Origin of the sequence: Allosphingosinicella indica (assembly GCF_900177405.1) — a bacterium.
In the GTDB taxonomy this organism is placed as follows: Bacteria; Pseudomonadota; Alphaproteobacteria; order Sphingomonadales; family Sphingomonadaceae; genus Allosphingosinicella; species Allosphingosinicella indica.
In genome coordinates this window covers 2,221,849-2,238,820 of sequence record NZ_LT840185.1, presented here as the reverse complement: position 1 = coordinate 2,238,820, position 16,972 = coordinate 2,221,849, and the positions used below count along the sequence as shown (strand labels likewise).

Genomic DNA, 16,972 nt, shown 5'->3' with positions numbered 1-16,972 from the left:
CAGCCACCGGCCAGCAGCCAGCCGTTTCGCAGCATCAGGCCGCGGCGCGCTCGCGGGTCATGCGGAACTCGATCTTCTTCTCATAGGGCGCGCCGACGATCATCCGCTTCACATAGATGCTGGGCAGATGGATGGCGTCGGCGTCGAGACTGCCGACCGGCACGATCTCTTCCACCTCGGCGACGCAGACCTTGCCCGCTGTCGCCATCGGCTGGTTGAAGTTGCGCGCAGTCTTGCGGAAGACGAGGTTGCCGCTCTCGTCCGCCTTCCAGCCCTTGATGATCGCAAGATCGGCACGGATGCCGCGCTCGAGGATATAATCCTCGCCGTCGAAGCTCTTCACTTCCTTGCCCTCGGCGACCAGCGTGCCGACCCCCGTCTTGGTGTAGAAGCCGGGAATGCCTGCACCGCCAGCGCGGCACCGCTCGGCGAGCGTTCCTTGCGGGCAGAATTCCACTTCGAGCTCGCCGGAGAGATACTGCCGCTCGAACTCCTTGTTCTCGCCGACATAGGAGGAGATCATCTTCTTGATCTGGCGCGTGCGAAGAAGCTTGCCGAGCCCTTCATTGTCGATCCCGGCATTGTTGGACGCGATGGTGAGATCCTTGACGCCGCTCCGCTGGATCGCGTCGATCAGCCGCTCGGGAATACCGCAGAGGCCGAAGCCGCCCGCGCAGATCGTCATGCCGTCGAACAGCAGTCCTTCGAGCGCTGCATCGGCATCGGAATAGATTTTCTGCATCACGCGGCTCCCTTCAGACTGGAGCCTCGCGATAGTCAGCGGTTTCTGCTGCGGTCAAGCAAGCGGAGCAATTTCCCGAGCATCCGGTCGTCATTGCGAGGAGCAATAGCGACGCGGCAATCCAACGGCGCGGCGCCGTACTGGATTGCCACGCTACGCTCGCAATGACGAAGAGGAGTGGTCGTCAGCCCTTCAGTTTGGCGAGGACGCCCTGGAGCTGCATGGCGTTGCCCATGTCGCCTTCGACCTTGAGCTTGCCCTGCATGAAGGCGGTCATGCCGTCGAGCTGGCCGGCGGCCATCTGCTGCCAATCGTCCCAGGCCACCTTTACAGTGGTGTCGGCGGCGCCGTCTTCCTCGGTAACCTGATTGGCCTGACCGTCGAGCATCACCACGCCCTGATCGCCGAAGTCGAGCTTCACGCGCTTGCCGGGAAGCCACGCCTGGTTTTCACCCATCTTCGCGGCCAGTTCGCTCTTGGTCATCGTCGTCTCCATCAAGGGGGTTGTCTCCACCCTAGTTTACGCGAACGTCAAGTCAAGGCTGACAAGCGTGTCAGTATGCGCGGAAAGCCGTTTGAAATGCGCGCCGCCCCGTTCTACCGGCAGAGCCATGACCCAGCTTCGCACCGGCGGCCGCATCCTGATCGACAACCTCCTCGCGCAGGGGTGCGACCGCATCTTCTGCGTGCCGGGCGAATCCTATCTCGCCGCGCTCGATGCGCTGCACGATACGCCGGCGATCGATCTGGTGGTGTGCCGGCAGGAGGGCGGCGTCGCCTATATGGCCGAGGCGGACGGCAAGATGACCGGACGGCCCGGCGTCGCCTTCGTCACCCGCGGCCCGGGCGCGACCAACGCCAGCGTCGGCGTCCATGTCGCGCGGCAGGATTCGACGCCGATGGTGCTGCTGATCGGCGACGTCGCGCGGGGCGACCGCGATCGCGAAGGCTTCCAGGAGGTCGATTTCCTGACCATGTTCGCGCCGCTCGCCAAATGGGTCGCGCGCATCGAGGACGCGCGGCGCATCCCCGAATATGTCGCGCGCGCCTGGCGCACGGCCACCGCGGGGCGGCCCGGCCCCGTCGTGCTGGTCCTGCCGGAGGACATGCTGCGCGATGAGGTGGAGGCGGTCGACCGCCCCGCCAACCCGTGCATCGCGCAGGCAGCTGACCCGCTTGCGGTCGGCAGCCTGATGACACTCCTGCAGGATGCGTGCGCACCGCTGGCCATCGTGGGCGGCGGCGGATGGTGCTCCGGCGCCGGCCATTATTTCCGCGACTTCGCTGAGCGGATTGGCCTCCCCGTCGCTACCGCCTTCCGCCGGCAGGACGCGATCGGTGCGGACAGCCCGGTCTATGCCGGAAACCTCGGCTACGGCCCCAACCCCAAGCTCGTCGAGCGGGTGAAGAATGCCGACCTGCTGCTGGTGGTCGGCGCAAGACTCGGCGAAGCGACGACCGACGGCTACACGCTGATTGCGCCCGACCATCCGGGCCAGACGCTGGTCCACGTCCATCCCGATCCCAACGAGCTCGGCAGCGTCTATCGCACCGACCTGCCGATCTGCGCCGACATGCGCGAATTCGCCGAGCTGGTCGCCGACTGGGAGGAGCAGGAGGTCATTTCCTTCGACGCGGGCGCCGAAGCGCATCGCGAATGGCTGGAATGGTCGATGCCGCGCGCGACCGGCGGCCCGCTCGATCTCGGGCTGGTGGTCGAGGCGATGCGCGACGCGCTGCCGGCCGACACGATCATCTGCAACGGCGCGGGCAATTTCTCGGGCTGGTGGCATCGCTTCTGGCCCTATGCGGCGCTGCCCAGTCAGCTCGCGCCGACCAACGGATCGATGGGCTACGGCCCGCCCGCCGCGGTCGCTGCTGCGCTGCGCTTCCCCGATCGCACGGTGGTCGCGGTGGCCGGCGACGGCGATTTCCTGATGAACGGGCAGGAACTGGCTACGGCAATGCGGCACGATACCGACATGCTGGTGCTGGTCATCGACAATGCGAGCTACGGCACCATCCGGATGCATCAGGAGCGCGAATACCCCGAGCGCGTGGTCGGCACCGGCTTGGTCAATCCCGACTTCGCGCAATTCGCCAAAGCCTTCGGCGCCTGGTCGGAGAGTGTAGAGCGCACCGAGGATTTCCGACCCGCGCTGGATCGTGCGATGGCCACGCGCGGCGTCCGTTTTCTCCACCTCAAGACCGACGTCGAGCAGATCACCAATGGAACGACGATCGCGAAGATCCGAGCGCGGCAACGCTAAGTCGTCCGTCCTCCCGAACTCGTTTCAGGGTCCGTTTGGGAAACACGCGCGAACTTCTGACGGCAAAACGAAAAGGGCCGCTCCGGGATGTCCGGAACGGCCCTTTCTCAAACGCTCTGTGATCGATCAGATGTCGTTGCCCAACGCGCCTTTGACTTCGCCGGAGAGCTGCTGGGCCTTGCCCTTGGCTTCCTGCGCACGGCCTTCGTCGCGCGTTTCGGGGTTCTTCGATTCTTGCTTGATCTTGCCGATCGCTTCGTTGGTGTTGCCTTTGATCTTGTCGACGAGCTCGCCCATGAGAATACTCCTTCTTCGCGGGTGCGGCCCGAAACGGTCCGCCTTTCCCCTGTGCAGCATCAACACTTTGCCGCGGTGCGAAGTTCCAAATCCAGATCAATCTGCGACGAACGGAACGAAGCGGACGGCGCCGAGATCGTCGGTGCGTAGCCCCTGCTCCTGGCGCGTCACACGCAGCAGCCGCTGGATGCCGTCGTGCGGTCCGACCGGGACGATTAGCCGCCCTTCCTTGGCGATTTGATCGACGAGCGCCCGTGGGATTTCCGTCGCGGCGGCCGACACGATGATTGCGTCGTAGGGCGCTTCGGCCGGCCATCCGGTGCTGCCGTCGGCCGCCTCGATCCGGACGTTGCGATATTCCAGCCGCGCGAGACGGTCGCGCGCGGCATGCGCCAGTTCGGCAAGCCGCTCGACCGCCACCACATGCGCCGCGATGCGACCCATCACGGCCGCGGCATATCCCGAGCCTGCGCCGATCTCGAGAATGCGATCGTCGGCGCCGACCCGCGCCGCTTCCATCATCAGCGCGACAATATAGGGCTGCGATATGGTCTGACCGGCGCCGATCGGGAGCGGCCCATCTTCATAGGCAAAAGTGCGAAATTCGTCCGGCACGAACGCCTCGCGCGGGACGACGCGCATCGCGGCCAGCAAGGCGGGATCGATGATCCCCCTGCCCGCGATCTGCCGTTCCACCATCGCGGCACGCCGCGCATCGAAATCGGTCATGCCGACCGAACGGGTCCGGCAGAGCGCCGTTCCGTCAGATCAGTCCGGCGAGCGGGCTCGAGGGATCGGCGTAGCGGCGCTTGCCCATGCGGCCGGCACGATAGGCGAGGCGGCCGGATTCGACCGCCAGCTTCATTGCGCGTGCCATCAGCAGCGGCTCCTTCGCCTCGGCGATCGCGGTGTTCATCAGCACGCCGTCGCAACCCAATTCCATCGCGACCGCCGCGTCGGATGCGGTACCGACGCCGGCATCGACCAACACCGGCACCTTCGCCTGCTCGACGATCAGCCGGATCATCACCTGGTTCTGAAGGCCGAGCCCCGATCCTATCGGCGCACCGAGCGGCATGATCGCGACTGCGCCGACATCCTCCAGCTTCTTGGCGGCGATGGGATCGTCCGCGCAATAGACCATCGGCTCGAAGCCTTCCTTGGCGAGGATCTCGGTCGCGCGCAGCGTCTCGACCATATCGGGGTAGAGCGTCTTCGCTTCGCCCAACACCTCGAGCTTCACCAGCGTCCAGCCGCCGGCCTCACGCGCCAGCCGCAGCGTGCGGATCGCATCTTCTGCGGTAAAGCAGCCAGCGGTATTCGGGAGATAAGTGGTCTTCTTCGGATCGATGAAATCCGTCAGCATTGGCGCGCTGGGATCCGAGACATTCACCCGGCGCACGGCGACGGTGACGATCTCCGCGCCCGAGGCCTCGACCGCCGCCGCATTCTGCTCGAAGCTCTTATATTTGCCGGTGCCGACGATCAGGCGCGAGGTGAAGCTGCGCCCGGCAACCGTCCATTGATCCGTCAATTCAACCGCCTCCCACGAAGGTGACGATCTCGAAATCGTCGCCGTCCTCGATCCTGACCTCGCCGAGCGTCGAGCGCGGCACGATTTCCAGATTACGCTCGACCGCAACCTTGGCGGGCTCCAGCCCCAGTTCCAGCGCGAGATCGGCGACCGTCATGCCGTCGCGCACCCGGCGATGCTCGCCATTCACCTTGACCGAGAGCGTGCCGTCGTCATGTGCCATGAAAGCCTTCTTTGCGCTTGTGCCCGGTCCGCCATATAGGGTGCCCGCATGGCGACGCCACCGCTCATCTTCGTGCTCAACGGGCCGAACCTCAATCTGCTCGGCACGCGCGAGCCCGAAATCTACGGCGCCGACACGCTCGATGAAATCGCGCAGGCGATGGAGGCGCGTGCCGAGGAGCTCGGCGTTACGATCGATATGCGCCAGTCCAATCATGAAGGCCATCTGATCGACTGGCTGCATGAGGCGCAGGCGCGCAGCGCGAAAGCCGCGATCCTGAACGCGGGGGGCTATACGCACACCTCCGTGGCGCTGCACGATGCCGTAAAGGCGATCGACGTGCCGGTGATCGAGGTGCACCTCAGCAATCCGCAGGCGCGGGAAGCTTTCCGTAGCGTCAGCCTTATCGCAGCCGCTGCCAGGGGCAGCATCTGCGGCTTCGGCGCCCAAGGCTATATGCTGGCACTGGACGCAGCCGCCCGTCTCTGACAGACGCGCGGGCTTCAAATGGGGATATTGTTGCGATGACCGACAAGAACGGCAACGCGGGGGCGATGCAGGTCGATACCGATCTGGTGCAGAAGCTCGCGGAGCTACTGAGCGAGGGCGACCTCAGCGAGATCGAAGTGCAGGACGGCGATCGCAAGATCGTGGTGAAGCGCAAGCTGGCGGTGCAGGCGGTGGCGATGGCGCCCGCCGCGCCGCAGCCAATGCCTGCCGCCGCGGCGCCCACGCCTTCGCTCGCGCCCGCCGCCGAGGCTGCTCCCGGCGCCGATCACGCCGGCGCGGTCAAATCGCCGATGGTCGGCACCTGCTACCTTTCTGCCGAGCCGGGCGGAAAGACGTTCGTCGCCGTCGGTGACAAGGTCAGCGGGGGCGATACGCTGCTGATCGTCGAGGCGATGAAGGTGATGAACCCGATCACCGCGCCCAAGGCCGGAACGGTGCGCCAGATCCTCGTCGAGAACGCCCAGCCGGTCGAGTTCGATCAGCCGCTGGTGATCATCGACTGATGCCGGAGATCAAGAAGCTCCTCATCGCCAACCGCGGCGAGATCGCGCTCCGCATCCACCGCGCCGCGCACGAGATGGGGATCAAGACGGTGGCGGTCCACTCGACCGCCGACGCGGACGCAATGCATGTCCGCCTCGCCGACGAAGCGGTCTGCATTGGCCCGCCGCCCGCGGGCGATTCCTATCTCAACATCCCCAACATCATCTCGGCGGCCGAGATCAGCCACGCGGATGCGATTCATCCCGGCTACGGTTTTCTGAGCGAGAATGCGCGCTTCGCCGACATCGTCGAGCGGCACGACATCATCTGGGTCGGCCCCAAGCCCGAACATATCCGGACGATGGGCGACAAGATCGAGGCGAAGGTGACAGCTGCCAAGCTCGGCCTGCCGCTCGTTCCGGGCTCCGACGGGCCGCTGGAATCGGTCGAAGAGGCGAAGCGCGTCGCCGCCGAGATCGGCTATCCGGTGCTGATCAAGGCGGCATCGGGCGGCGGCGGGCGCGGCATGAAGGTTGTGCCGGACGATAGCCAGCTCGAAACGCTGATGAGCCAGGCGGGATCGGAAGCGAAGGCGGCGTTCGGCGATGCCACCGTCTATATGGAAAAATATCTCGCCGATCCGCGTCATATCGAGTTCCAGATCTTCGGCGACGGCAACGGCAATGCGATCCATCTCGGCGAGCGCGACTGTTCGCTGCAGCGGCGCCACCAGAAGGTGCTGGAGGAAGCGCCGTCCCCCGTCATCAGCCCCGGCGAGCGCGAGCGTATGGGCGGTCTGGTCGCCGAGGCGATGGCCGAGATGGGCTATCGCGGCGCCGGCACGATCGAATTCCTCTACGAGGACGGCAAATTCTACTTCATCGAGATGAACACCCGGCTGCAGGTCGAGCATCCGGTGACCGAGGCGATCACCGGCCTCGATCTCGTCCGTGAGCAGATCCGCATCGCCGAAGGGCATCCGCTGACGCTGCGTCAGGAAGACGTCGTCTTCCGCGGCCATGCGATCGAATGCCGCATCAATGCGGAAAATCCGCGCACCTTCGCGCCCTCACCCGGTCTTGTGAAAGGCTATCATGCGCCGGGGGGGATGAACGTGCGCGTCGATAGCGGGCTCTACGCCGGCTATCGCGTGCCCCCTTATTACGACAGCATGATCGCCAAGCTGATCGTCTATGGCACCACGCGCAACGGCGCGCTCCGCCGCCTCCGCCGCGCGCTGGAGGAGTTCGTGATCGAAGGCGTGACGACCACCATCCCGCTCCACCAGGCGCTGCTCGACGACCCGGATTTCCAGCAGGGCGATTATACGATCAAATGGTTGGAAGAGTGGCTGGCGCGTCAGGAGAGCTGACCGCTTCGTCTCCGGCGAAATCGTAGGGATCGATCGGCGCGAGGCCGTCGGGGACCGGCTCGGCCTCCGCCGTCAGCGGCGCCGCGCGCCAGTAGATGGGCTTCATCCAGCCGTTGGTGACCAGCACCTCGTCGCCGAGCTGCGCCTCGGCGAAGAGCAGCGCCGCGAATTCGTCGGGCAGGCCGACGCAGCCATGCGTGGCGAAGCCGTCGGCAACTGTGCTGGCGTGGAGCGCCACGCCATCCCACGTCAGCCGCATCATGAAGGGCATCGGCGCGCCGTAGAGGTTGGAGATGTGGTGGCGCTTCTTCTGAAGGATCGGGAACACGCCCGTCGGGGTCGGCTTGTCGTCGGCGCCGTACAGGATCGACGACCGACCGATTTCGACCCCGTTGCGATAGGCGTACAATCGCTGGGCGGCGAGATCGACGACGATCTTCATCGGGCCGGGCGCCACGCCTTCTGCATTCCACGCGTAGGTGCCGGCGCCCATTCCGGCGTCGAGCGAGAGGATCGTCGTCACTGCGAAGCCCGGCTGCGCGCCGCCGCTGAGATCGACGAGCGGTTGCGGCACGGTCGCAGCGGCCTTCACTACGGGCAAGACCAGCGCAGGCGGAGGCGCCTGGTCTGCGTCCGCCTGCGATTCGGCAGAGCAGGCTGCGAGCAGGCAGGTGCCGATCAGGGCGAGGACGGTGCGCATTCGATCCATGCGCGTCTTATTCCTCCGGGCGCGCCCCCTGCCTAGCCCCGCACTGCCGCCGTTCCCGATCGGGACGGGATGACGGTGAAGGTTGAACGCGGTATCCGGGCCGGCATGAAAGCGACCATCTATCACAATCCGCGTTGCGGCACGTCACGCAACGCGCTGGCGATCCTCGAGGAAGCCGGTGCCGTCGTCACGATCGTAGAATATCTCAAGACGCCGCCTAGCCGCGAAACGCTGGCGCGGCTCTATGCGAAGGCGGGTATCACACCGCGCCAAGGTCTGCGCGTCAAGGAGCCGGCTGCAGCCGCGCTCGCCGGCGCCCCGGACGACGCCATCCTCGATGCGATGGCCGCCGACCCGATCCTGATCGAACGGCCGATCGTGAAGACCGAAAAGGGCGTGGTGCTCGCCCGCCCGGCTGACAAGGTGCGCGAAGTGCTTTGACGCGGGCGGCAAGCCTCCTAGGCTTGCCGGGTGACCGACACGATCGATCCCGATCTCCTGCTCCGCGCTTATGCCATCGGCGTCTTCCCGATGGCCGACAGCCGCGATGCGCGCGAGATCTTCTGGGTCGAGCCCAAGCGGCGTGCGATCCTGCCGCTGGACGCATTTCACGCCTCACGCAGCCTGCGCCAGACGATCCGTTCTGGCGAGTTCAGCGTGACGCGTGACCGCGCTTTCCCCGAAGTATTGGAGCGGTGCGGATCGCGCCGCGAGACGTGGATCAACGCGCAGATCGAGGCGGGCTATAATCGGCTGCACGAGGCCGGCCATGCCCATTCAATCGAATGCTGGCACAAGGACGAGCTCGTCGGCGGCCTCTACGGCGTGCGGCTCGGCGCCGCTTTCTTCGGTGAGAGCATGTTCTCGGTGCGGCGCGATGCGTCGAAGGTCGCGCTTGCCTGGCTGGTGGCGCGGATGCGCGTGGGCGGCTTCCGGCTGCTCGACTGCCAATTCATGACAGAGCATCTCCGCAGCTTGGGCGCCGTGGAGATCGCCCAATCGGATTACATGTCGTTGCTGTCGTCCGCCTTGGGCTCCGGCGCCGCGGGTTCGGGCGCTGGTGCGGCCGGTGCCGGCGTAGGGGCGGCAGCGGGCGCTGGCGTCGCCGGAGCGGAATTCGGCGCGCTCGACCTGCTGCTCGAAGCCGACGGCGTGGCCGGCGATGCCGCGGCATCGGGGTGCGTCATCTTGCAGCTCTTGGGCCATACGTCCCAGACCGGATGTTCCACCACGTTGAGCGAGGGCGATTCCTTGTAGAGCCAGCCCGAGAAGGCGCGCTGGAACTGGTTCCGCGTGTTGCGCACGTCAAGTTGGACGAACGCGCCGGTGAGCTGCTGGATTTCCCACGGCGCCGTCGTCTCGCAGGCCCGCAACCGGACGATGACGTCGCCCATGCGAACCGCCTGGCCCGGCTTGAGCTCAAGATCTTGCGAGATGCCGTTGCGCTTGTTGAGCAGACCGAGAACCGCGACGCGCTCGGCCATGGGCGTCGTCCCCGGCGCGAGGCTGGTCACCGTCTGTGGAATGTCGACCGTCTCGGGCTCGGGCTCCGCCTTGCCTTTCGCCTTCTGCGCCTCCGGCACATCAGGCCCGCCGCACGATGCCGCGAGCAGCGCCGCTGCCAGCAGCGCGGAGAGGCGTCCGGGCTTCACTGGGCCGGGCTCTCTTCCATCATCGTGCTGCCAGCCTTGGCGTCCGCATTCCCGCCGGAGCCGCCGCCGCTGTTGTTGATGAGCGAGCCGATCAGACCCATCATGTCGATCGATCCCTGCGTATCGAGGATCATGTCGCCATTCTTGAGCGGCTGGTCCGATCCGCCGGGAACGAGCGCGACATAAGTGCCGCCGAGCAGCCCCTCGCTGGTGATCGCCGCGCTGGAATCGCTCGGCATCTTGACGTCGCTGTCGAGCGAGAGCGTGACCTCCGCCTGATAGCTTTGCGGATCGAGCTTCTGCCCGGTGACGGTGCCGACCTTGAGGCCAGCGACGCGCACGTCGGTGCCGGTCGAAATGCCGTTGGCGGCAGGGAATAGCGCGGTCACCTGGATGCGCTTGTGGAAGCTGCCCCCGGTGCGCTGCCAGGCGAAGAACACGAACCAGGCGGCAAGCAGCACCACCAACAGGCCGACGAGCGCCTCGAAAAGATTGTCCCGGAAAAGCCCGCGCATCAGATCACTCGGGCGCCCAGGCCTGGTAATCGCCCGTCGCGGCCGCGCGATGGCCGCCGCGCTCCAGCGCGCCCGAGGGCCGGTATGCGGCGGGCGAACCGGTCAGATTGCCGGTCGGCGCCTTCTCGAAGCTGCGGACCGGCGGCAGCGCCGCATCGGGCAGATCGTCGATCTGGTGGTGAAGCCAAGAAAACCATTCCGGCGGGATACGGCTCGAATCATTGCCGCCTTTGTAGATCACCCAGCGCCGGCTGCCCTTCTTCGCCTGGAAATAGACGTTGCCCGCATCGTCGCTGCCGACGCGCTTGCCATAGCGGCGCGTGAATAGCGACGTTCCGATCGTCGCGCCGTCCCACCAGGTGAAGATTTGTTTCAGAAGGCCCATCGCCGCCCGCCTAGCCAGATTGCCGAGCGAAGCGCAAGCCCGGCGCGCGCCTGCCGCTAGCCGCGCGGGCCACCGGGCCAGGAGACGCGCGCCGTCTCGTCGATGCCGAGCGCCGCGGCGCGCCCGCCGCCGATCTCCAGCACGGCGATGACCGGCTCGCCGGACTCGATCGCGGCGAGCGACAGCGGCACCGCATTGGCCGCGACCCGGGCGACAGTGCCGTCAAGGCGCACGAAGACGAGATCCAGCGGGATCAATGTGTTGCGCATCCAGAAGCTCGCCGGTTTCGGCCGCTCGAAGGGGAAGAGCATGCCACGATCATCGGCGATGCTCTCGCGGAACATCATGCCTGTCGCCTGCTGGTCGGCGGTGCGCGCGACCTCGACGGTCAGACGGTGCGTTTTGCCGGCGGCCTTGATGGTGAGCGGGACGGTCTCCAGCCCCGTCTGCGGGCCATCGAGTTCCGCCGGTGGCATCGCTTCCGCCGCAGGTGCCTGTGCCGCGGGAGGATTGGCGGTCGCTTCGGTCTGCGCCCGGCAGCCGAGCAGCGCGAGCGCCAGCGCAGCGCCCACGAACATCTTCGAAACCCTCATTCCGACTCCACTTCCACGGCCAGCGGCCCCTTGCGGCCGAACGCGATGCGGGCGCGAATCGGCTGATCGGGCAGCAGGTCCGCCATGCCGCCCCGGCGCACCGTCTCCATATGGACGAAGATATCCTCGCCATCGTCGACCTCGCGGTTGAGGAAGCCATAGCCCTTCAGCCGGTTGAACCATTTGACGCGCACCGGCTCGTAATCGCCGGCTTCGTCCTTGAGCTCGGTCGGATCGACCCGCTCGGCACGCGGCGCGGACGGGCGCGCAGGCTCAGGGATCAGAGCCTCGCTGAGATCAATCGACAGGATCTGCCGTGCCTGGAAGCCCCGCTCCTGCTCGGCAACGAGGCATTCGACGATCGCGCCCTCGGGCAGGCTGCGCCGGTCATGCTCCTTCAAAATGCTGAAATGGATCAGCACATCGCCCGGCACATCGTCGCTGACCAGAAATCCGAAGCCGCGGGTCGCGTCGAACCACTTCATCCGGCCGGTAATTTGGGTCAGTTTCTCGCTGGCGTCGGGACGCGCATTCTCCTCCCCGCCCGAGGATGGATCACTCGCAGACATTTCCCCACGTGAGGTCATGCGATCAGCGCACCGTTATTAACCCGGCTGTCGATTATCATGGCTTCCTCCCGAATGGGAACCATGCCGAAATAAAATTATCGCAGATCCTCGTCTTCGAGTTCGTCGGGACTGGCTCGCAGCACCTTTCGAACCAGATCATAGGGATGCCCGGCCCGCATCATGGCGGCGAACTGGCGGCGGCGCGCGGCGTCGTCCGGCGGCGCGCTGGCATAGGGACCGATCCGCTTCCGCTCTGCAAAACGCATCGCTGCGGCCAGCGCGCCGTCATCCGCGATGGCGCGCGCCTCGCTCCCATCCGCTTCGCCCACGCCGGCCGCGCGCAACGCGATATCCACCCGCCGCGCGCCATAGCCCCGTCGACCCAACGCAGTCGCACGCGCCGCGGCGAAGGCCGCGTCGTCGATGAAGCCCAGTCGCACACACTTGTCACAGAGAGCATCGGTCTCCGCCGGCCCCTCGCCCGACCAGCCGCGCTCCTTGAGTTTTCGCAAAAGATAGGCATTGAGCTTGGCCCGTGTCGTCGCGTAACGGCCGACATAGGCGATCGCCAGCCGCTCCAGACTGTCGCGGTCCAGTGGCGGCCGCGCTTTCCTGTCCCTAGTGTATGCCAAAGCGCCATGTTTGTGCCACAGTCGGGCCGGAATATGAACGCGCCTTGCATCCTAAGGCGGGTCGCAAATGCGTAACCGCCGCACGTTATGATGAAGGATTCGTCCAGAGTGCTCCAGACCAGTGACCGCCCGGCTGCCACTCCCCCCGCCGCAGCCGCGCTCGCGCCCACGCCTACCGAGGACGATCTGGAGCGGCGCTTCTCCGATTTCGCGACGCTCGGCGATGCGCTGGATTATGCCGCGCGTGGCCGCCGCGGGCTCAATTTCCACGATCACCGTGGCCAACTGAAACGCGCCTATCCCTTCTCCGAGCTGCGCGACGATGCGCTCATGGCGGCGCGGCGGCTGATCGCGCTCGGCATCGCCCCGGGCGATCGCGTGGCGCTGGTTGCGGAGACGGGACCGGATTTCGCAGCGCTCTTCTTCGGCGCGGTCTATGCCGGCGCCTGGCCGGTGCCGCTGCCGCTGCCGACCTCGTTCGGCGGCAAGGACAGCTATATCGACCAGCTTGCGGTGCAGCTCAAAAGCTCCGATCCGCGCATCCTCTTCTTCCCGGCCGAGCTCGGCGAGATGGCGGGCGCCGCCGCAGCCCAGACCGGCGTCGAAGGCCTCGCGTGGGAGGAGTTTGCCGACCGTGAGGCGCCCGACGTCGCACTGCCGACGGCGCAATCGGACGATATCTGCTATCTCCAATATTCCAGCGGCTCGACGCGCTTTCCGCACGGCGTCGCCGTCACGCATCACGCGCTGCTCAACAATCTTTCCGCGCACTCGCATGGGATGCGGGTCAGCGATCAGGATCGCTGCGTTTCGTGGCTGCCCTGGTATCACGACATGGGGCTGGTCGGCTGCTTCCTCTCGGTCGTCGCCAACCAGGTCTCGACCGATTATCTGAAGACCGAGGATTTCGCGCGCCGCCCGCTCGCCTGGCTTGATCTCATCAGCCGCAACCAGGGCACGACCCTCTCCTACTCCCCGACCTTCGGCTATGACATCTGCTCCCGGCGCATGTCGTCGCAAATGAAGGCGTCGGACCGGTTCGATCTGTCGCGCTGGCGGGTCGCGGGGAATGGCGCGGATATGATCCGGCCCGACGTCATGCAGGCCTTCGTCGATGCCTTCGCCGATGCCGGTTTCGACGCCCATGCGTTCACGCCGAGCTACGGCCTTGCCGAGGCGACGCTCGCCGTCTCGATCATGCCGCCAGGCGAGGGTATTGTCGTCGAGCTGGTCGAGGAGACGTTGCTTGCCGGTGGCGGCGAGGCCGGGATCGACCGGCCGCAGCGCTACCGCGCAATCGTCAATTGCGGCAAGGCGGTGAAGGACATGGAGATCGCCGTCCGCGACGAAGACGGAAATCCCCTGCCCGACCGCGCGATCGGCAAGGTCTACGCCCGCGGCCCTTCGATCATGATCGGCTATTTCCGCGACGAAGAATCGACCCGCGCCTGCCTCGACGCCGACGGTTGGCTCGACACCGGCGACATGGGCTACATGTCCGATAGCTACATCTATATCGTCGGCCGCGCCAAGGACATGATCATCATCAACGGCAAAAACCACTGGCCGCAGGATATCGAGTGGGCGGTGGAGCAGCTCCCCGGCTTCAAGTCGGGCGACATCGCCGCCTTCGCGATCACGACGCCTGGCGGTGAGGAAACGCCCGCGGTGCTCGTCCAGTGCCGCACCAGCGATCCCGAAGAGCGCGAGAAGCTGCGCACCGAGATCCGCGAGCGCGTCCGCTCGATCACGGGCATGAACTGCGTCATCGAGCTCGTCCCGCCGCGCACGCTGCCGCGCACCTCGTCGGGCAAGCTCAGCCGGGCAAAGGCGCGCAATCTCTATCTATCCGGCGAAATCCAGCCCTACGACATCGCTGCCTGACGTGCGGGTGGTTCCCGCGCCCGCCCCTAATCAATAAATAACGGTTGGCGGCTAACGCTCGCGGTCGGAAGACCCATGAGCAACGCACGTCTCCCCACGCTGGATTGGCAAGTGGTGCTGAACCGCGCCAGCCCCGCCGGACATGCCGGCTGGGACCGGGTGCGCGTGGCCCAGCTTCGCGAGCTTCGGCGGGCGCTCAAGGTCGCTGCGATCGGGCAGACATTGAATGCGGTGCTGCTCGCAATCGTCTTGCGCGGCTCGGTGCCCTCCATCCAGTTGACCCTGTGGCTGCTCGGCCTCGGCTTTCTCATCCTGACCGGCGCGCTCGTGGGCCGGCGGCGCATCGCCGACACGCCTGCGGCATCGCGGCAGGCGCTCGACCGCGCGAGCCATATCAGCGTTCTCTACGGCTTCGCCTGGGCGGTGCCCGCCTTTATCTTCTTTCCCGCCGCGCTGCCGCACGATCAGCTCGCGATCTGCCTGGTCACCGCGAGCATGATGGCGGGCGCTGCCTTCGTCTTCACCGCCACCCCCGCCGCGGCGGCCGGCTATATCCTGGTGATGGGCGCCGCGACGACCAAGATGCTCGGCTACACCGAATCGACGTTGCTGCTGACGCTCGGGCCGATCTACACGGTCGGGCTGCTGTTCGCGGTGCTCGGCAATGGGCGCGCCTTCATGCGGCGACGGATGGTCGATCTCGCGCTGGAGGAGCGCTCCGACACGATCAGCCTGCTTCTCAAGGAATATGAGAGCAGCGATGCCGACTGGCTGTGGGAAACCGACGCCGATCTCCGCTTCCGCAACGTTTCTCCGCGCTTCGCCCGCGCGTTGGGCCTGGATGCTGGAGAGATCGAGGCGATGACGCTCGACGCATTGCTGTCGCAAGATGCGCACGAGGGCGGATCGAGCGGAGAGATAGGCACGGCGGTCGCCGGCCTGGCGGCCCATTCCGGCTTTGCCGATCTGCTGATTGCCGCGCCGCATCCGGACGGTGCGCGTTGCATCCAGCTTTCGGCGCGTCCCCGCTTCGGGCCGCGCGGGGGTTTCCTGGGCTATCGCGGCGTCGGCTCCGATGTGACCGAGACGCAGCAGGCCGCACGGCGGATTGCCCACATGGCCCGGCACGATCCGCTGACCGGCCTGCCCAACCGGCTGCAGCTTCTCGAAGCGCTAGGCACCGCCCTCAGCCGGGCGCGCGACGCCGATCGCCTGTGCGCGATCCTGCTAATCGATCTCGATCGCTTCAAGAACGTCAACGACACGCTGGGCCATGTCGCGGGCGATCATCTGCTCCAGCAGGTGACGCAGCGGCTCGCCCCGGTGCTCGCGCCCGGCATGACCCTGGGGCGGCTGGGCGGCGACGAATTCGCTCTGGTCATTCCCGACGCCATCGACGCCGCCGCGATCGAACGGCTGTGCGTCGATATCGTCGAGACGATGAAGCAGCCCTTCCTCTATCTCGACCAGCACCTTTTCGTCGGCGCCAGCATCGGCGCGGCGTTGGGGCCGCAGGACGGGGAGTCGGTCGAGGACATGATGCGCAGCGCCGATCTCGCGCTGCATCGTGCCAAGGCCGACGGCGGCGGCGACGTCTATTTCTACGAGCGCGGCCTCCACGAGCAGGCGGAGGAGCGGCGGCAGATCGAGCTGTCGCTGCGGACCGCGCTCGACGCCCGTGAGCTCGCGCTCGTCTATCAGCCGGTGGTGGAAGCGGGGACTGGCCGAATCCATGGCTTCGAAGCGCTGCTCCGCTGGCAGAATGCGCGGCTTGGCGAAGTCTCGCCCGCGAAATTCGTGGCGATTGCCGAGGAGACCGGGCTGATCGGCCGGATCGGTGAATGGGCGTTGCGCAATGCGCTGGCCGAGGCGGCATCCTGGCCCGGCGACATCAACGTCGCCGTGAACATATCGCCGGTCCAGCTTCATGAGCCCGGTTTTATGCTGACCTTGATCTCGGCGCTGTCGCAATCGGGGCTCGATCCGCACCGATTGGAGCTGGAGATCACCGAGACGGTCTTCCTCCAGCTCACGCCGCTGACGCAGAAGGTGCTGCACCAGATACGCGCGCTTGGCATCCGGCTGGCGATCGATGATTTCGGCACCGGCTATTCGTCGCTCGCTTATGTGCGGGACAGCCGGTTCGACACGATCAAGGTGGACCGCAGCTTCATCGCCGCGGTTTGTGCGGACGATCCGGGCAGCAGTGCGATCGTGCGCGCGATCGTCGCGATGGCGGGCAGCCTCAGCATGGACACGGTGGCGGAGGGCGTCGAGACCGGGGAGCAGCTCGCTGCCGTCCGGGCGTTCGGCTGCACCCGCGTCCAGGGGTTCGTCTTCGCACGGCCGTGCACCGCCGCCGAGGCGCGCAAGCTCCTCACCGCCAACCATGGCCGGATCGCAGCCTGACAGAGACGATCAATCCGCTTGCACGCTTTCTATGCCGCCGCTAAGGACCGGCCCTCTCCGGCCTAGGAGTGTAGCTCAGTTGGTAGAGCATCGGTCTCCAAAACCGAGGGCCGTGGGTTCGAGTCCCTCCACTCCTGCCACCGCCGCCCGTTGACGGGCGGCAAATGGCGCCTAGATGTCGGAGGATAGTCCG

18 protein-coding genes, 1 tRNA gene and 2 pseudogenes are annotated in these 16,972 nt (G+C 66.3%); 9 read left to right on the top strand and 12 right to left on the bottom strand.

Annotation, left to right across the window (positions count from 1 at the left end; genetic code table 11):
* Positions 1-34 precede the first annotated feature (34 nt).
* Positions 35-742, bottom strand: coding sequence for a CoA transferase subunit A (locus tag B9N75_RS11125; RefSeq protein ID WP_085218864.1), 708 nt, complete (start codon positions 740-742; stop codon positions 35-37).
* A 184-nt stretch (positions 743-926) separates the two neighbouring features.
* Positions 927-1,226: an SCP2 sterol-binding domain-containing protein gene (locus tag B9N75_RS11120; RefSeq protein WP_085219592.1), complete on the bottom strand. Its 300-nt coding sequence runs from the start codon at positions 1,224-1,226 to the stop codon at positions 927-929.
* Positions 1,227-1,353: 127 nt separating this feature from the next.
* Between B9N75_RS11120 and B9N75_RS11115 the strand changes: the two genes are divergently transcribed.
* Entirely contained in the window at positions 1,354-3,012 is a 1,659-nt protein-coding gene (locus B9N75_RS11115) for a thiamine pyrophosphate-binding protein (protein WP_085218863.1), read from the top strand.
* Positions 3,013-3,138: 126 nt separating this feature from the next.
* On the opposite strand, the gene B9N75_RS11110 is transcribed toward B9N75_RS11115, so the two are convergent.
* The 3 genes and pseudogenes from B9N75_RS11110 to thiS form a co-directional block, all read right to left on the bottom strand.
* On the bottom strand, positions 3,139-3,309 hold the full coding sequence (locus tag B9N75_RS11110; protein WP_085218862.1) for a CsbD family protein: 171 nt from the start codon (positions 3,307-3,309) through the stop codon (positions 3,139-3,141).
* A gap of 96 nt (positions 3,310-3,405) precedes the next feature.
* Positions 3,406-4,038, bottom strand: coding sequence for a protein-L-isoaspartate(D-aspartate) O-methyltransferase (locus B9N75_RS11105; RefSeq protein WP_085218861.1), 633 nt, complete (start codon positions 4,036-4,038; stop codon positions 3,406-3,408).
* 34 nt (positions 4,039-4,072) lie between these two features.
* Positions 4,073-5,066 (bottom strand): annotated as a pseudogene (thiS, locus tag B9N75_RS11100) (sulfur carrier protein ThiS).
* 48 nt (positions 5,067-5,114) lie between these two features.
* Between thiS and aroQ the strand changes: the two are divergent.
* The 3 genes from aroQ to accC are packed head-to-tail and all read left to right on the top strand — an operon-like array spanning position 5,115 to position 7,431.
* Positions 5,115-5,555, top strand: coding sequence for a type II 3-dehydroquinate dehydratase (aroQ, locus tag B9N75_RS11090; RefSeq protein ID WP_085218858.1), 441 nt, complete (start codon positions 5,115-5,117; stop codon positions 5,553-5,555).
* 35 nt (positions 5,556-5,590) lie between these two features.
* Positions 5,591-6,079 (top strand): acetyl-CoA carboxylase biotin carboxyl carrier protein, encoded by a 489-nt coding sequence (gene accB, locus B9N75_RS11085; protein WP_085218857.1) that lies wholly within the window; start codon positions 5,591-5,593, stop codon positions 6,077-6,079.
* Positions 6,079-7,431 (top strand): acetyl-CoA carboxylase biotin carboxylase subunit, encoded by a 1,353-nt coding sequence (gene accC, locus B9N75_RS11080; protein ID WP_085218856.1) that lies wholly within the window; start codon positions 6,079-6,081, stop codon positions 7,429-7,431. The genes accB and accC overlap by 1 nt, the downstream gene beginning before the upstream one ends.
* On the opposite strand, the gene B9N75_RS11075 is transcribed toward accC, so the two are convergent.
* The gene (locus tag B9N75_RS11075; protein ID WP_085218855.1) at positions 7,391-8,131 is read right to left on the bottom strand and encodes a L,D-transpeptidase family protein; all 741 of its coding nucleotides are present in this window, start codon (positions 8,129-8,131) and stop codon (positions 7,391-7,393) included. The genes accC and B9N75_RS11075 overlap by 41 nt on opposite strands.
* A gap of 114 nt (positions 8,132-8,245) precedes the next feature.
* Between B9N75_RS11075 and arsC the strand changes: the two genes are divergently transcribed.
* A complete protein-coding gene (gene arsC, locus B9N75_RS11070) occupies positions 8,246-8,581 on the top strand; it encodes an arsenate reductase (glutaredoxin) (protein WP_085219590.1) in 336 nt (111 codons plus the stop codon).
* Positions 8,582-8,611: 30 nt separating this feature from the next.
* Entirely contained in the window at positions 8,612-9,397 is a 786-nt protein-coding gene (gene aat, locus B9N75_RS11065; protein ID WP_085218854.1) for a leucyl/phenylalanyl-tRNA--protein transferase, read from the top strand.
* On the opposite strand, the pseudogene B9N75_RS14085 reads toward aat, so the two are convergent.
* The 6 genes and pseudogenes from B9N75_RS14085 to B9N75_RS11035 all read right to left on the bottom strand — a co-directional run.
* Positions 9,391-9,624 (bottom strand): annotated as a pseudogene (locus B9N75_RS14085) (DUF2155 domain-containing protein); the annotation flags it as partial. The gene aat and the pseudogene B9N75_RS14085 sit on opposite strands and share 7 nt — an antisense overlap.
* Before the next feature lie 164 nt (positions 9,625-9,788).
* A complete protein-coding gene (gene mlaD / locus B9N75_RS11055) occupies positions 9,789-10,307 on the bottom strand; it encodes an outer membrane lipid asymmetry maintenance protein MlaD (protein WP_085218852.1) in 519 nt (172 codons plus the stop codon).
* A 4-nt stretch (positions 10,308-10,311) separates the two neighbouring features.
* A complete protein-coding gene (locus B9N75_RS11050) occupies positions 10,312-10,692 on the bottom strand; it encodes an NADH:ubiquinone oxidoreductase subunit NDUFA12 (protein ID WP_085218851.1) in 381 nt (126 codons plus the stop codon).
* A gap of 56 nt (positions 10,693-10,748) precedes the next feature.
* The gene (locus B9N75_RS11045; RefSeq protein WP_085218850.1) at positions 10,749-11,285 is read right to left on the bottom strand and encodes a DUF192 domain-containing protein; all 537 of its coding nucleotides are present in this window, start codon (positions 11,283-11,285) and stop codon (positions 10,749-10,751) included.
* Positions 11,282-11,854, bottom strand: a complete 573-nt coding sequence (locus B9N75_RS11040) for a cold-shock protein (RefSeq protein ID WP_157123946.1) — start codon at positions 11,852-11,854, stop codon at positions 11,282-11,284. Before B9N75_RS11040 ends, B9N75_RS11045 begins: the two co-directional genes overlap by 4 nt.
* 95 nt (positions 11,855-11,949) lie before the next feature.
* Positions 11,950-12,366, bottom strand: coding sequence for a regulatory protein RecX (locus B9N75_RS11035; protein WP_342039330.1), 417 nt, complete (start codon positions 12,364-12,366; stop codon positions 11,950-11,952).
* Between the two features lie 228 nt (positions 12,367-12,594).
* On the opposite strand from B9N75_RS11035, the gene B9N75_RS11030 reads away from it, so the two are divergent.
* The 3 genes from B9N75_RS11030 to B9N75_RS11020 all read left to right on the top strand — a co-directional run bounded on the left by B9N75_RS11030 (position 12,595) and on the right by B9N75_RS11020 (position 16,919).
* On the top strand, positions 12,595-14,370 hold the full coding sequence (locus tag B9N75_RS11030; protein ID WP_425292394.1) for a fatty acyl-AMP ligase: 1,776 nt from the start codon (positions 12,595-12,597) through the stop codon (positions 14,368-14,370).
* A 75-nt stretch (positions 14,371-14,445) separates the two neighbouring features.
* On the top strand, positions 14,446-16,779 hold the full coding sequence (locus B9N75_RS11025) for a putative bifunctional diguanylate cyclase/phosphodiesterase (RefSeq protein WP_085218846.1): 2,334 nt from the start codon (positions 14,446-14,448) through the stop codon (positions 16,777-16,779).
* A gap of 64 nt (positions 16,780-16,843) precedes the next feature.
* A tRNA-Trp gene (locus tag B9N75_RS11020) sits at positions 16,844-16,919 on the top strand.
* The last annotated feature ends 53 nt before the right edge of the window (positions 16,920-16,972 follow it).

Coding starts and splice junctions, on each gene's coding strand:
- B9N75_RS11125 (WP_085218864.1), bottom strand. CDS start 742: ATGCAGAAAATCTATTCCGATGCCGATGCAGCGCTCGAAGGACTGCTG.
- B9N75_RS11120 (WP_085219592.1), bottom strand. CDS start 1,226: ATGACCAAGAGCGAACTGGCCGCGAAGATGGGTGAAAACCAGGCGTGG.
- B9N75_RS11115 (WP_085218863.1), top strand. CDS start 1,354: ATGACCCAGCTTCGCACCGGCGGCCGCATCCTGATCGACAACCTCCTC.
- B9N75_RS11110 (WP_085218862.1), bottom strand. CDS start 3,309: ATGGGCGAGCTCGTCGACAAGATCAAAGGCAACACCAACGAAGCGATC.
- B9N75_RS11105 (WP_085218861.1), bottom strand. CDS start 4,038: ATGACCGATTTCGATGCGCGGCGTGCCGCGATGGTGGAACGGCAGATC.
- aroQ (WP_085218858.1), top strand. CDS start 5,115: ATGGCGACGCCACCGCTCATCTTCGTGCTCAACGGGCCGAACCTCAAT.
- accB (WP_085218857.1), top strand. CDS start 5,591: ATGACCGACAAGAACGGCAACGCGGGGGCGATGCAGGTCGATACCGAT.
- accC (WP_085218856.1), top strand. CDS start 6,079: ATGCCGGAGATCAAGAAGCTCCTCATCGCCAACCGCGGCGAGATCGCG.
- B9N75_RS11075 (WP_085218855.1), bottom strand. CDS start 8,131: ATGCGCACCGTCCTCGCCCTGATCGGCACCTGCCTGCTCGCAGCCTGC.
- arsC (WP_085219590.1), top strand. CDS start 8,246: ATGAAAGCGACCATCTATCACAATCCGCGTTGCGGCACGTCACGCAAC.
- mlaD (WP_085218852.1), bottom strand. CDS start 10,307: ATGCGCGGGCTTTTCCGGGACAATCTTTTCGAGGCGCTCGTCGGCCTG.
- B9N75_RS11050 (WP_085218851.1), bottom strand. CDS start 10,692: ATGGGCCTTCTGAAACAAATCTTCACCTGGTGGGACGGCGCGACGATC.
- B9N75_RS11045 (WP_085218850.1), bottom strand. CDS start 11,285: ATGAGGGTTTCGAAGATGTTCGTGGGCGCTGCGCTGGCGCTCGCGCTG.
- B9N75_RS11040 (WP_157123946.1), bottom strand. CDS start 11,854: ATGTCTGCGAGTGATCCATCCTCGGGCGGGGAGGAGAATGCGCGTCCC.
- B9N75_RS11025 (WP_085218846.1), top strand. CDS start 14,446: ATGAGCAACGCACGTCTCCCCACGCTGGATTGGCAAGTGGTGCTGAAC.